The organism is Paraburkholderia fungorum (genome assembly GCF_900099835.1).
Taxonomy (GTDB): Bacteria; Pseudomonadota; Gammaproteobacteria; order Burkholderiales; family Burkholderiaceae; genus Paraburkholderia; species Paraburkholderia fungorum_A.
Genome location: NZ_FNKP01000003.1, coordinates 1030597 through 1044805, shown reverse-complemented (window position 1 = coordinate 1044805; position 14209 = coordinate 1030597). Strand labels below are relative to the sequence as shown.

Below are 14209 nucleotides of genomic sequence, written 5' to 3'. Positions count from 1 at the left end.
CGTTGAAATAATACGACGATGCTTGCGTGCGAGAACCATAGCGAACGCTATGGTCTGGATAGGTTGAGTATTCACGCAGTTGAGTAACGGGGGACCATCGTTAGCAAACCTCCCATGTGATTGGTGGCTGGCCGACGCCGCCTCTACGATCCTTCGACTGGATTGGCGTAAACACTCAATTTAACGGCGCCAGCGTGTAATACCACACAGACTGTAGGCGTCTTGCAAAGCAAAGCGGCTAGTGTAGATAACTACGGTCGCAGGGATGCGAGTTTCGAAGAATCTGAAATCGAGCGTACTCAAGTCCATAGCCATCTCTGCGTTGATCGACGAGGTAGATTTTGCGTTCAGATCGAAGGCCAAAATGTCTCGTATCTTTCTTAGCCATTCAAGCGACGATAATGGTTGTGCTTTCCTTCTGAAGCGCTGGCTAGCCACGCAGGGGTGGGACGACGTATTTCTGGACCTCGACCCGCTTCGAGGGATCGCGGCAGGAGAGCGCTGGGAGCGCGCCCTCTATAACGCAGCTTCGCGCTGCGAAGTGGTTTTGTTTCTGGTCTCGCGTGCGTGGCTCGATTCTGATTGGTGTATGAAAGAGTTCAATCTAGCGAGCCGCCTGAATAAACGTTTGTTTGGAGTATTGATTGAGGATATTCCCATCCGGGAGCTGCCAGCTACGCTAACTGGGACGTGGCAAGTGGTGCCGCTCGCTTCCGGGCATGATCACATCATGCTGAGCGACATTCTTCCGGGTACGCATGAAGAAGTGCATGCCACATTTTCCCAAGAAGGGCTGACTCGGCTGCGGGGCGGGTTGGAGCGCGCGGGGCTGGATGCACGCTTCTTTGCCTGGCCTCCAGCGGACGATCCTGATCGTGCGCCGTATCGTGGCCTGCTGCCTCTGGAAGCTGCCGATGCGGGCATTTTCTTTGGTCGGGAGGCGCGAATGATCGAGGCGCTCGATCGAATTCGTGGCATCAAGGACGGAGTGTCGCCGCGTCTGCTGATCCTGCTCGGAGCATCGGGCGCGGGCAAGTCCTCGTTTTTACGGGCAGGTCTGCTGCCGCGTCTACGCCGTGATGAACGCAACTATTTCCCGCTCCCAGTCATCCGCCCTGAACGCTCTGTTATCAATGGGGATGCGGGATTGGTGTACTCGCTCGCAGCTGCCTTCAAAATTCAAGGCCACGCCAAAACCATGGCGGCGATCCGGGAAGCTGTCTCTGGCGGTGCAACGACGCTCCGTTCCCTGCTGGACGAGTTGGTTGCTCACGCTCACAGAGGGCAGGCGGAAGAGAGCACAGCGGCTAGACCACCGATGCTGGTACTCGCAATCGATCAAGGGGAAGAGCTTTTCATAGCGGAAAGCGCTACGGAGAGCGCTGCCTTTCTCGCTTTGCTCCGAGACTTGATGGGCGACCCTGAATCAGAGTTGCTCGTTCTGGTCACCATTCGCTCTGATGCATATGAGCAGTTGCAAACCGCAAAGGAACTGGAAGGCATCATCCAGCGGACACAAAGTCTCACTCCGATGCCGCGTGGGGCGTATCAACTGGTCATAGAGGGACCCGCTGCGCGAATGAAGGACAGTTCCCGGCCGCTGGAAATCAAGCCGGCTCTCGTCGACGCATTGCTAGCTGACATAGAGGAGGGAGGCAGTCACGATGCACTGCCGCTGCTGTCGTTTACGCTTGAGCGGCTCTATCGCGAATACGGCGCGTCGGGTCATCTGAGGCTCGAAGACTACGAGGCACTGGGTCGGATAAGAGGATCGATCGAGGCGGCCGTCGAAAGGGCATTCACCGCTGCGGACAAGGATCATCGTATTGTGCGTGATCGCGATGCGCGTCTCGCACTCTTGAAGCGTGGCCTGATTCCCTGGCTAGCCGGTATAGACCCTGATACAGGCAATCCACGACGACAGACGGCTCGGGTCGCTGAGCTCCCTGAAGAAACGCGGCCACTGATCAAGCTCCTGGTCGAGGAGAGGCTTCTCTCCACGGATACCAATCCGATAACCGGTGAGCAAACCATAGAGCCGGCCCACGAAGCTTTACTGCGGCAGTGGAGCGTGCTTAAAGAATGGTTGCAGGAGGATCTTGGTGCGCTCACAAGCCTTGAAAGCATCAAACGAGCTGCTCGTGAATGGAATACCCATAGTCGAATTGATGGCTGGCTCGTGCATCGCGGCGGTCGACTGGACGATGCAAATGCGCTGCTGTTGCGTGCAGACCTGGCCGCCAAGCTCGATGCGGCTGATCGGTTCTATCTGACCGCTTGCAGAAATCGTGAGGAGACTGAGAAGCTAGAAAAGGCAGCCGCCGACGAACGTGAGGAGACAGAGCGATCCGAAAAAATGGCAGCCCTGAAAAAGGCGGCGAGGCAAAGCAAACGCATCAGTATAGGCGTCGGGGTTGCCGCATTGGCTATGGCCATACTCGGCGTCGTTGCTGGCTGGCAGTGGAAATTAGCGCGTGAAAATCAACGCGTGGCTGACCACCAGCGGGCGAACATGATGAGTCAGCTCGCCGCGACTGAATTTCTCCACGGCAACGAAGACAGCGCACTACGATTTTCGGTGCTGGGAGCCCAAATCGACAAGTCGCTACCGAAAGCGGTAGCCACACCGTCCTTCGCAACGGCACAACTCGCTTCTATTCTGGCACACGGAGATTTGCGTCTTACGCTTGGAACCCTGGGCGCGGACAGCTTGATCTTCTTTGCAAATTTCAGTCCGGACGGAAAACGAGTGGTTACTGCGTCGTGGGATGGGATTGCACGCATCTGGGACGTCTCGACAGCACAGGAAATTGGCGAATTGAAAGGGCATCAGGGGCGGATCTTTTTTGCTGTTTATAGTCAGGATGGAAAGCGTATCGCCACCGCTTCCGAGGACAAGACCGCACGTGTCTGGGATGCCGTGAACTATCAAGAAATCGGGCCGCCAATGGCGCACCACAATCAGGTGCTTTCCGCCTCTTTCAACAGCGACGGGACGCGCATCGTCACGGCATCGCAAGACAAAAACGCACACATCTGGGACGTGGAATCGGGACGCGAGATCAAGACGCTGGAAGGAAAGCAAGGGCAGGTCTATTTCGCAGAGTTCAGTCGAGACGGAAAACGCATCGTTACGTCCTCGGACGACAATGTAGCGCGTATCTGGGATGCAGCGAGCGGGTCTCAATTGACCGAGCTTAGAGGGCATCAGGACGGCATCGCGTTCGCGGGATTTAGCCATGACGGGACGCGCGTCGTCACCGCATCGTTGGACAATACCGCGCGTATATGGGATACATCGACTGGAAAAGAAATTAAACGACTTACGGGGCATTCGAGCTTCGTCTACAGCGCAAACTTCAGTCCGGATGGAAGTAAAATCGTCACGGCTTCCTTCGACAATACCGCAAGAATTTGGGATGCTGTGGATGGGCATCAGATCCGAGTGCTTCCGCACGATTACATTGTCGAATCTGCGGCCTTCAGTGAAGATGGAAAATTCGTCGTGACCGCGTCAGACGACAATACGGCGCTTATCTGGAACATTGAGTCAGGACGGAAGCCGACGGTCCTGGGACATCGGCAAATGATCAATTCGGCTGGTTTCAGCCCGGATGGGTCGCGTGTCGTTACGACGTCATGGGACAACACGGCACGCATTTGGAACGCAGTAACTGGGGTTCAGACAGTGGAACTCCGTGGACATCAGAAGCCGGTGAATTCTGCCGAATTCAGTCGAGACGGTACACATATCATCACCGTGTCGCAAGATAAAACCCTACGTATTTGGAATGCTGCGACAGGAGTTGAACTCCGAGATACGATAAAGATCAAGGATCCAGTTCACTCTGCCGCATTCAGCCAGGATGGGAATCTGATCGTCGCTGCATTCGAGGACAAATCTGTCCACGTATGGAATGCAGCTACCGGCGAGAAAATCGGCCAGCCAGTGCGTAGCGGTTCTACAGTCAATTCTGTCACGTTCAGCCCTGATGGCATGCGGATCGTCACCGCGTCAGCCGACGCGGCTGCACGAATTTGGGAGGTGGCGACGGGAAACGAGATCGGCGATGCCATGAAGCACGGCGCGCCGATTCATACTGCCGTATATAGCCAGGACGGTAGGTATATCGTTACGGCGTCTGATAAGGGAGCACATATCTGGGATGCAACGACGAGGGAGGAAATTGGCGACCCTATCGCCCCCCAGGACCAGTTCAATAGTGCGGCTTTCAGTCCTGACGGCAACTATATCGTCACCGCGTCAAAGAACGACACTGCGCGCATCTGGGATGTCGCGACGAGAAAAGAAATCGGTCGTGCGATGAAGCATCAGGACGCGGTGAATTCTGCGGCTTTTAGTCGGGATGGCACTCAAATAGTGACTGCGTCACAGGACAATACGGCGCGCATCTGGGATACGAGTCCTCAGCATGAGATTGGTGCGCCGCTGAAGCATCCGGCGCGAGTGCGTTCTGCTGTCTTTAGTCCAGGCGGAAGGTATATCGTGACGACGGCGGACAGGAGTGCGTATATCTGGGACGCAGCGACTGGTCGTGAGGTCGGCACGCCCATAGTGCACTCGGAATCGATCAATTTCGCCGCGTTTAGCAAGGGCGCAAAATACATCGTGACAGCAGCTGGCAAGACCGCGTATGTCTGGGATACGGCGACGAAGCAGGAAATCGGTACGCCAATGCAACACGGGGAACGGATCAGTTTTGCAGCTTTCGATCCGGATGGAGCTCGCATAGTCACCGCGTCAGATGACGGGAACGTGCGCATCTGGGATGCTGCTACAGGACATGCCATCGGAGCGCCGATGAAACATGAAGGGAAAGTGCATTCCGCCGTATTCAGTCCGGACGGAAAGCTCGTTGTGACTGCATCTGCGAATACCGTGCGCATTCTGGTTGCGGCGACGGGGCAGGAGGTAAGGAGGCTAAAAGAGCACCCGCAACCCGTGACCTTCGCCGCCTTCAGCCCGGATGGCAAACACATCGTCTCCGCGTCGGTGGACGGAATCGTGCGCATATGGGATGCGGACACTGGGCATCCCTTCAAGGAAATTAAAGGACATGAAGGCGCAGTCCAATCGGCTGTGTTCAACAGCGACGGGACACGGATTGTTACAGCGTCGGACGACAAAACGGCGCGCGTCTGGGACACTAATACTGGTACTGAGATTGAGGTACTCAATGGACATCAGATGCCACTCGCGTTTGCTGCTTTCAGCCCAGACGACACGCACGTCGTTACAGCATCGGCAGACACGACCGCACGCATTTGGGATGTACATCTCGCGACCATGCAGCCCAAACAACTAATCGACGAGGCATGCAAACATCAGCTACTGGCTGTTCCCAGGCTAAGCCGCGACGACATGCGGAGATTCGGGTATCCCGAGGCTGAACCGGAAATCGACGTATGTCAGGATAATCTATGACACAAGCGGGAACTCAAAAGCATGGTGATCCCGCATCAGGATTGCCTCGAACGTCGGCTTGTCGTCTGGCGAAGTAGCGCGCGGGAGTCAATCACTCTGTACTGCCCTGAGCGTTTTGAGACTTCTTCGAGCATATGATCGGTTCCGCCGGGCTTTCCGCTTTTCTTTCCGTTCCAGAGCACGATCATTTCGACGTTCGATGGCCCCCACGCGAGTGCACTGTATAGCTGCCACAGATTTGCCCGCTCGTAAGTGTCACGGGATTTTGGCACGGGGCCAAGTTCGTCTGGCATGACCAGAATCGTTGTCAATTCATTGTTCTTAACCTCGAAATAGCGCTCGCGCCACGATTCGCCGGACGCGACGTCCACGGAGCGTTGCAAGAAAGTTGCTTCGTCGAACGGAAGACGCAATTCAACCCGCAGTCCTCTGTCTAGCGCCGCACGGGCAAACAACAAGTCTCCACCGCAGGCGCCTTGACATAAAGCAAGGTCACCCTGCCGGGCATCGAGTGCATCCAGGGTCTCTTCAATCGCTACCTTCGCGAGATCGGCCATATCCGCCGGAAAACGCTCGAGAGGACGGTTCGGTGCATCGATCATATGGCCACTAAACAGGAACACGCGCCGAGGTCGGAACGGCGCTTGGAGTCGCTTCATCGCGTTTTCGATCACACTAAGTGCTGCCCCGATTTCTGCTGGCCTGAACTCCAGTTCCTGCAGCAGCGTGAGTTGACGCCTCGTCGCGTTCAATGAAAACCAGTCGTGGTCTGCGACGGCAACCGCTCGACGATATGCGCGCTCAATCTGTTTGATATCGCCAATCAGTGCCTGAAGATCGGCGAGGGTGACGCGAGCAAAGTAGTTTTTCCTCTCAAGGTTCTCAAGGCTCTCACGGGCGACGGCAGCTGTGGCCGCCCACTGCACCCCACCTTCCATCTGCGTGCACAGGATCGGGTCGTCCTGCTCATCGTCGCCATCGAGATGCCGATTCAGATGCAGAAGCGTCACCGCGTTGATCCCGCAGTAGAAGCTGGCTGGGTCTTGCTCGAACCCCCTGGCATAGGCGTGCATTGCTTCCCGCAACGCGCCGGAGTGATCTTTGGCAGCCTCACGGCGCGCATCAACGTCATAGCCGAGTCGCTGCCAGCAGGCAAGCCATTCGTCCTTCTCAACTCTGCCGATAAGACCCAAGGTCTCTGCATCAGAAGGGTTGTCGTGCTGCAGCGACTCAAGCCACTGCTTCGCTTGGTCGAATCGGCCCAGACGTCCAAGCAAAATGCCTTTCTCCTGACGACTTTCGAGATCATCCGGTGCGACTGCGAGTGCATGCTCAATCTGTTCGAGCGCAAAACTATGCTGCTCGGTACGTCGCAACGCTTTTGCTGCAGTGCGGTAGGCTTCGAGTCTCAGACCCTGGATTGGTGCTTCTTCGGCGAGAACCAGAATGTCGCCGGGCCGCTGCTTGCGCCGCGCGACGTTCACGCGCGATTCCCACTCCTTTTGCAGATTCCAGAACTCTTCTGAGCCGCCGACGATCAGCGTTTTCCAGTTGGGCTCTTGCAGGTAGGGCAGCAGCGAGTACACGGGGCTGACGACACGCCCGTGCCACGCTGCCACCGTCTCGCGAGCCATCTCGGCGAGAGCTGCCCGATCAGACTCCAATTTCGCCGCATCAGGGACACCGTCCTTCAAGTGATAGCGCAGCTTGCGGTCAGTGACGATATCAAACGGCGAAGCGCCTTCTCTTGCGCTCAGCAGAATCACTCCACGCTTGCGCAACGCATGCCGGACACCAAGTTCGTACCACGCGTTAGGATTGTCGATCGTCAGATCGGCGACCACGATATCTGCCAGCAGGAGCTCCTGAAACATATCGCGGCGAATGTCACCAGCGCGCTTTTCCTCGTCCGCGCGGAACACTGTGAAATCGTGGCCCAGCAAGGCAGGGCGGATCAGCGCGTCGTAGACGCTATCGAAGTCGATCCCTTGCTTGATACCAAATGGCATTGCGACGAAGACATGGTGACCCATCTTATCTTTCTCCGAGGAAGCCCCTGAAGTGGTCGAGACGCACTTGCTGCTCGGCCACGGCTACTCCAATGCGTCTCAGCGCGTCCTTGTGCGCTGTTGAGTCGAGCTTCTGGACGTCGTGTGGCTCGATATCGGGAAGTCCAAGCGCGTCCAGCCCCTGCCTTGTGAGCTCGGCGTTGTATCGAAGATAGGTGAAAAGTTTGGGATCAACCGGGCCACCGCTACCGTGCGCGCCTTTGCCATGCACCATGCTTCCCAACTCGCGGTCTAGCACGTCGCCGACCAGACACTTTCCGAACAGCCTGCAAAGCAGGTCCTGCTCGTTCAGCGATGCGAACATGAGGGCGGAAGGGATTTGTGTAGCGTTGAATAGCAGATTCATGTCTTCCGGCGCGAGCGTTCCGTTTTGGTACGGGCTGGTTCCTGTGCCAATCGAAACGAGCAACATATCTTCTGGTCGCTTCGTCTTCCAGCCAAGTCGATAGGGCTCTGCGGTCGACATAATGAACAACTGGAAGGCGGGATTGTTGTAGGGCGTAATGCCGCCGTCGACGAACACGAACTGCTTCCCTCCGATAGTAATCTGCTCTGGTGGAAAGTACGTGGGTGCGGCCGTGCTTCCTCGCATGACTTGCCACAGCGGTAGGTGCAGATTGGTGTCGGGACGTTCGGGAGTGGGGTTGTATTTCGCTCGCGGGTTGTTGCTTAGCGGCCAGGGAGAATCTGTGCTCGCGTTGCGTAGTACCATCATCAAGAGTGTCTTGAGACCGGAGGAGCCAAGGGACGGCTCCGCTTCGCCCGTTTTGCGGGAAAGGACTTCCTGAAGTTTGCGAGCGAGTGGCTCATCATCATACTTGTAGCGCAGACGCTGCAGGATAGACGCCCGGTCGAACATCAGATCGGCGCTCTCCAGATACATTTTGCGGATTTCTTCGACCCGCATGCCGAGAGACACACAGGTAGCAATCACCGCGCCAGTGCTTGTCCCCGCGACATAGTCAAAAAAATCCGCGAGCACTAGCGGCTTGCCAGGTTGCAGTGCCGACTCCAGTAGTGCCTCAATCTGGGCAAGCACTTCAATGGTGACAAGTCCGCGAATGCCGCCTCCATCAAGCGCGAGAAGTCGATACGGCGGGGCCTTGCCAACGATCGCGTCGAACGTTAATGCCTCGGATAACATGACACGCTCCTCATCGGTGTTTAGGATCAGGGCACTCCGGATTGTTGTTGTCCTGAATCTTGCCCCTGGATAGGGCAGCGTAATACATACAGTCAGGATCGAGTGCCATATGAAAAGACAGTTGTTGCGTTAAGACGGGATAGTCGCGCCCGCGCGGTCGCCGAATACCTATGCCAAGATTTGAGGATCAGTCTGCGATTCGCGTGCGCCCTATGAACCCGATCTTCGGGCACTGGATGCAGTGCCCAAGCAACGCGCAGCGTTCAAAGAATCAGCCGCCGCATTTCATCGAACTGTGCCTCCGATTGACCGCTATCGACGAGGCCGCGTTTCGCGAGTTGTTTGTGCGCCTCGGGGTGATTGTACTTTCTGTGCGTTTTCTAGCGGTTTTCGCGAAAAGTCGCTTTCAAATCAACGAATTGCAGATCCGACGGGTGGCATAGGGATGCGAGATCGCACAGCCTTGCTACAAGCGGCTTCTCACGCCGTTACCGCCAGAAAATGCACGGAAAGTACGATCACCCCAATGCGCTCGACATGCGCCCACTGACCAAACAGATCGGCAAGCGCGCTGCGATGACGCGACGAGTGACATCGTAGCCGCAGTGTCCCTTAACTGAGTGAAACGGACTTTCCAACGTCCGCCTGGGCGTGCAGTCGACCGGCCGAAACTGGCCGGAAGTACTCGGTCGCAGTAGCAGCGTGGAAGCAGCTATTGATATCCTAAGCGGCTGCAATCCGCTCGACGAACCGGTGCTGTCGGCCAGATGCAATCGGCGACGCCAACGACACGAGTATCGGCCAGCTCTGATGAGTGGGCCGAACCCGCCTCTTATTGCGGATTCGACTTGAGCGCCTCCTGAATAAGCTTTTCGACAAAAGGACGCACCTGTTCTGCCAGCTTTTGATAGCCCTCCGGAGTCAAATGCTGACCGTCGGCCTGCTTCATGTCTTCGAGCCCTGCGCTGATCTTCCCGTAGTACATCGCGCCATACTTGGCGCTTTCTTCCTCGAGCACACCGAAATGACAACCTCCGTCCATGGCAAGTACCAGTAGATGATGCGCTTGCATCCAGCTGAGCGCGGCATCGATGCCTTCCCGGAAGTCCGATTGGCTGATGTGACTCCGCTTCCCGCAGTCGTTTGTCCCAGGCTGATATAAAACGATACGTGTGGTCGGCGGAAGTGCCGTCTCTAATCTGCGGGCTTCGTCGGCGAGCCTGTCACCACTCACGCCTTGATTTTCGACCGTGACGTCAAAGCCGTCGTTCTGAAGCAAAACCGCGAGGCGGGCGGGATAGGCATCATCAGGAGCCACGCCCTTTCCGGCTGTCTGACTTGCTCCGAATGCTACGATCTTCAGCGGAGTCGGGCTGCTTTGCGCTGTCGCAACGCTAGGTGTCACTGCGACCAGGAGAAACGCGCTGCAGATTGACGCAAAAGAAATCAACGGTCGATTTGCTTTCATATTATTTGATTTATACGTTCGTTTTACCTTGCACCCCGAACAGACGCCTGCTGCATGACGTTGCTCTCGAAATTCAGAAAAATCTCGAATCGCGAGCCGGGTACGTCCCCCGCTTGATCATACTTGAGATCTGTGTACGATCCCCCTCCTGAATTGAGGTGCCCACTGGATTGGCATGAGTTCTTTCGCTGGAACGTGGCTTGGCGCTTCGAGGCGCGCTCGTGTCTCAACACAATCCGATTCCCGGCGTAGTGAAACGCGCCGGCAGTCAACCCGAATGGAGCGGACGCGGCCAGCGCCGTTGGCCTCAGAATGATTGTACTGGGTTGAGGATCATCTTCTTTCCAACACCTATTGACCAAGGCTGTCGTGAAAAATACCGAACGACTTCCCGATGCTGAAGATAACTCGCGCCCCGCTTTTTCGGCCGTCGTTTTCGACGTGTTCGGCACGCTGGTACAGATCGGCGATCGCCGCTCGCCATACCGCATGCTGATGCATTGGATGCGCGACGCGGGACGACGGCCCCGCCCTGAAGATGCGGCGCGGCTCATGTCCCAACCGGTGCCGCTCAGCGCTGTTGGCCCACTTTTCGGCGTCGCGCTGCCGGACGACCTGCTGGCAACAGCGCAGCGGGCTCTGGACGACGAGGTCAGGTCGCTACGCCTATTCCCTGACGCGACGACAACCATCGCGCGTCTGCGGGACGCCGATGTGCGCGTGGGCCTCTGTTCGAATCTCGCGTCTCCCTATGGCGACGCCGTGAAGGGTATGCTGCCCGTGCTCGACGGGTACGCGTGGAGCTACGAAGCCGGTGCGGTCAAACCGAACCCAGCAATCTATCAGTACATTCTTGACCAGTTAGGCTGTCCAGTTCAGGAAGTCCTGTTCATTGGCGACACGCCCGCAGCAGACGTCGATGGACCTCGGGCTTTCGGCATGAACGCAAGACTCATCGATAGAAAGGCCGGCCAATCGCTGGATGCGCTGCTAACGGATCTTCTTTATTGACGGGTGTCCGTCCATCAGTCCTGGACGACGCCTACACAGTTGTCCTGCCGAATCCCGTCTGCGGGGCCAGCATTTCGAGGACAAATTTTTCCTGGAATTCAGCGAGCACGATCGGAGCGCTTACGCCGAGCACCGGATGGGTGTGGATCAGCCGGGTGCGTCAACACGCAGGCCACTCTTTCATCATCGTCGAGCGCGAACCACACGGCCGGTTGGCAACGCTGGACGTCGACTAGGATCTGCATGCCGCTTGGCCATTGAGAAACTGTTAAATACGCGAACCCAACTGATTGACGGCACGATGCGAAGATTCGCGTATCTGTTGCGAACTCAACACGACAGCAAGATTGCACCTTCGCTTAGACATCAATGACCAGCGCCGGATCGAACGTCGGGTTTTCCCATTTTAGGTCCCCCGGCGCACCTGCCATCATCCGGTTTCTGGCATAACCGCGCGGGTTGGCGATCACGCGAGCGCGACCCACCCGGTAGTCAAACGAATCGTGGACATGTCCATGAATCCACAGATCCGCACTTTCCAGCAGAGGCCGCAGGTCGCTCACAAATGCCGCGTTGACGGGATCATTACCGTACCGCGGATGCACCGATGATGGCGCCACGCCGTGATGGGTCACGACGATAGTTTTCCCATCAAACGGCGTCGCTAGCTGCTTTTGCAACCAGTGGATCGAGGCTTCGTGTTCAGCGAGCGCATGCGCCGGTAGAAACCAGCCATCGCAGCCTTTTCGGATCACTGTGTGGTCATACATGTGGCGGCCAGCCATCTTCATACTGCGCTCACGATCGCCGAGCAGCGCATAGTCCGTCCACAAACAGCAACCCAGGAATCGGACGTCATCGATAACCAGTGTGTCCCTCTCAAGGTAGCGCACTGCGGTGCCGGCAGCGCGCGCCCCAAGCATCCGGGCAAGCGTTCCATACTCCATGCCGTACGCTTCGTGATTGCCGTGCACATAGATGACAGGGACCGGCCAGTGCGCGAACAGGTCGACAGCGTCCCCGCCGTTTGCGATATCGCCAGCCAGCACCAATACATCCGCATCGGACGGCCCGACCGGGTTGTAGTCAGGAAAACTCCGTTGGAGCATTTCGAGATGCAGGTCAGAAGCGATCTGAATACGCATGGTCGGGAGAAAACTTCTGGTCCGGTTTCAGTCGCGAACGCGCTGCCGGCAAACGATACGTGGATCTTTGACTAGGCTTGCTGCCGCTGTTCAGCTTGAAACTCCGGTACTGACAATTGCCCCTTCGTTCAGGCTGTAGTTCCAGCGTCCGCAAAATCCTGCTTCCCTCGCCGCACAGACCGCTCACGGTAGATCCGTCTGCCACGCGAGGCCTTCTCGGCCAAGGCAAACGGCACTGAAAACTGACGACCGGCCGAGGTGGTGAACTGGGTCACCTGCAACAGACGACCATCCGGTCCGTCAGTTTCTGTCGCCCCGATCCGGATCTCGCGAACCGTTTCAAATGAAAACCGCTCAGACTTCCCTCGGGGCGTCACGCGCAGCACGGCAGCATCCCGAAGCACCACCCCGTCCGATACGAACTGCTCAAGCGAATTTGCGCTCGATACCAGGTCCATCATCACCGTTCGCGGCAGTCCACGATCGCCGGACTTTGAAAACTGCACAACCAAAGCATCGCCGCCTGTCCACATTTCCGTGACGGCCCAAACCGTTCCATTCTTCCCGGCAAGCCCTGACTGAAACGGCAAGCGGTGCTGATCACAAGTCAAAAACATAAAACACCAACCAATATCACTAGCTCACTGTCGCGAGCAAATTGTCGAAAATCTTCAACGGTCCGTTGCAGATCGTGCAGTAACCACCTCATTCGGACCGGCAACTAGTCATTTAATGCCTACCCACTAGGCATCCCATGATGTTACCAGAAGCATCCGTTACAGACACGATTCGTCTTGGTATGCAACATGAGGTGACTAAAGGGTGGCAGCTACTGACCAAGCGAAATTTGCAAGGATGCTCGGGCGAGCTTTAGCAAAGGCGCGAATTGAATCAGGTCGAACGCAAGAACAGGTTGCGAACCACTTGGGCGTCGATACACAGACCATCAGCCGGCAGGAGCGCGGCACCAACTGGCCAACTCTCTCGCGACTTATTGAATTCTCAGACCTCTATGAGATACCCGTTGTGACATTGCTGACGCCACCGTCGCCGGAGACAGGCTTGATTGGCAAGCTAAATGAGCAGTTGAACAACCTCGATAAAGAAGATCGAACATTGGCGCTGCACTTGATGTCTGATGTCTGCGCCCGACTAGTGAAGGCTCGCACCCAGCGCAAACGCTAGTCAGTTTGGTTGACCACACACCCACGCCCCCCAGCAGTTAAGAACGCTCTTGTCGCGCCATCTCCCGAGAACGGCGACGTCAATTCATTTCCGATGAGATGAGACGCGACGCATCGGTTCTTACGATAATCTTCGATTGCAACCGTCATGACAGCTATCGCGAGCACGCCGTCCCATGCATTTACGTCATGGCTGATGGGCATCAACCTACCGGGGTAAAGGCTCGGCGAAGCACGCTGACATCCCTTGACCAGCGAAAGCGACCTCTTCAGGCTCGAATCTCAAACGATCGCATAACTGAGTCGTCGCCGCGCCTGAAGAGACTGCTCGAACTAGCCGATATCTATGAGGTGTCTGTCAGCCGTCTACTGCGCCGAGGCTCGTCCCGCTCAAGCGATGCTGCAGAAGAACCTGCACACAAGCTGAGACAGCTAACGGACGTTGACCGAGCATGGTATTCGTCAGTGGCTAAACGAACTGTGCAAGCGACTTCGACACAGCGCTGCAGCCACGCGCGGCGGGAAAAAGTCGTCAGCTAATGCTGCGGCGTCCAAGCCACAACGACATGCCCGAGCGGCAGGCCAAACAAAAGCGTGTCTGCCTGAGCCGGTCGGGCCGTCAGCTATCCTGGATGCGCTCGAGTATTAACTTGGGAAGAACGCAACTCCCGTTTTGCCGCGATAAGGGCAGTTATCGCGGCTTTGTCCTTTTTAATCGTGCCCAATCCGGTTTCCTTGCGTT

9 protein-coding genes are annotated in these 14209 nt (G+C 56.7%); 4 read left to right on the top strand and 5 right to left on the bottom strand.

The window, feature by feature from the left end; all coding sequences use genetic code 11:
- Positions 1–265 precede the first annotated feature (265 nt).
- A complete protein-coding gene (locus BLS41_RS33850; RefSeq protein ID WP_074772251.1) occupies positions 266–5446 on the top strand; it encodes an nSTAND1 domain-containing NTPase in 5181 nt (1726 codons plus the stop codon).
- A 35-nt stretch (positions 5447–5481) separates the two neighbouring features.
- On the opposite strand, the gene BLS41_RS33845 is transcribed toward BLS41_RS33850, so the two are convergent.
- Together BLS41_RS33845 and BLS41_RS33840 are read right to left on the bottom strand one after the other, a co-directional pair.
- Entirely contained in the window at positions 5482–7479 is a 1998-nt protein-coding gene (locus BLS41_RS33845) for a TRAFs-binding domain-containing protein (protein ID WP_074772250.1), read from the bottom strand.
- A 1-nt stretch (position 7480) separates the two neighbouring features.
- Positions 7481–8659, bottom strand: coding sequence for a patatin-like phospholipase family protein (locus BLS41_RS33840; RefSeq protein ID WP_074772248.1), 1179 nt, complete (start codon positions 8657–8659; stop codon positions 7481–7483).
- A 212-nt stretch (positions 8660–8871) separates the two neighbouring features.
- Here BLS41_RS33840 and BLS41_RS33835 point away from each other — a divergent pair, with 212 nt between their 5' ends.
- The gene (locus BLS41_RS33835) at positions 8872–9102 is read left to right on the top strand and encodes a valine--tRNA ligase (protein WP_074772246.1); all 231 of its coding nucleotides are present in this window, start codon (positions 8872–8874) and stop codon (positions 9100–9102) included.
- Positions 9103–9491: 389 nt separating this feature from the next.
- Here BLS41_RS33835 and BLS41_RS33830 read toward each other — a convergent pair whose 3' ends face one another.
- On the bottom strand, positions 9492–10127 hold the full coding sequence (locus tag BLS41_RS33830; protein WP_074772244.1) for an SGNH/GDSL hydrolase family protein: 636 nt from the start codon (positions 10125–10127) through the stop codon (positions 9492–9494).
- A gap of 369 nt (positions 10128–10496) precedes the next feature.
- On the opposite strand from BLS41_RS33830, the gene BLS41_RS33825 reads away from it, so the two are divergent.
- Positions 10497–11138, top strand: a complete 642-nt coding sequence (locus BLS41_RS33825) for an HAD family hydrolase (protein ID WP_074773410.1) — start codon at positions 10497–10499, stop codon at positions 11136–11138.
- 359 nt (positions 11139–11497) lie between these two features.
- Here BLS41_RS33825 and BLS41_RS33820 read toward each other — a convergent pair whose 3' ends face one another.
- A complete protein-coding gene (locus BLS41_RS33820) occupies positions 11498–12283 on the bottom strand; it encodes a metallophosphoesterase (protein WP_074772242.1) in 786 nt (261 codons plus the stop codon).
- A 128-nt stretch (positions 12284–12411) separates the two neighbouring features.
- Positions 12412–12900, bottom strand: a complete 489-nt coding sequence (locus tag BLS41_RS33815; RefSeq protein ID WP_074772240.1) for a hypothetical protein — start codon at positions 12898–12900, stop codon at positions 12412–12414.
- Positions 12901–13105: 205 nt separating this feature from the next.
- Between BLS41_RS33815 and BLS41_RS33810 the strand changes: the two genes are divergently transcribed.
- A complete protein-coding gene (locus BLS41_RS33810; RefSeq protein WP_143026451.1) occupies positions 13106–13468 on the top strand; it encodes a helix-turn-helix domain-containing protein in 363 nt (120 codons plus the stop codon).
- Positions 13469–14209 lie beyond the last annotated feature (741 nt).

Coding starts and splice junctions, on each gene's coding strand:
- BLS41_RS33850 (WP_074772251.1), top strand. CDS start 266: ATGCGAGTTTCGAAGAATCTGAAATCGAGCGTACTCAAGTCCATAGCC.
- BLS41_RS33845 (WP_074772250.1), bottom strand. CDS start 7,479: ATGGGTCACCATGTCTTCGTCGCAATGCCATTTGGTATCAAGCAAGGG.
- BLS41_RS33840 (WP_074772248.1), bottom strand. CDS start 8,659: ATGTTATCCGAGGCATTAACGTTCGACGCGATCGTTGGCAAGGCCCCG.
- BLS41_RS33835 (WP_074772246.1), top strand. CDS start 8,872: ATGAACCCGATCTTCGGGCACTGGATGCAGTGCCCAAGCAACGCGCAG.
- BLS41_RS33830 (WP_074772244.1), bottom strand. CDS start 10,127: ATGAAAGCAAATCGACCGTTGATTTCTTTTGCGTCAATCTGCAGCGCG.
- BLS41_RS33820 (WP_074772242.1), bottom strand. CDS start 12,283: ATGCGTATTCAGATCGCTTCTGACCTGCATCTCGAAATGCTCCAACGG.
- BLS41_RS33815 (WP_074772240.1), bottom strand. CDS start 12,900: ATGTTTTTGACTTGTGATCAGCACCGCTTGCCGTTTCAGTCAGGGCTT.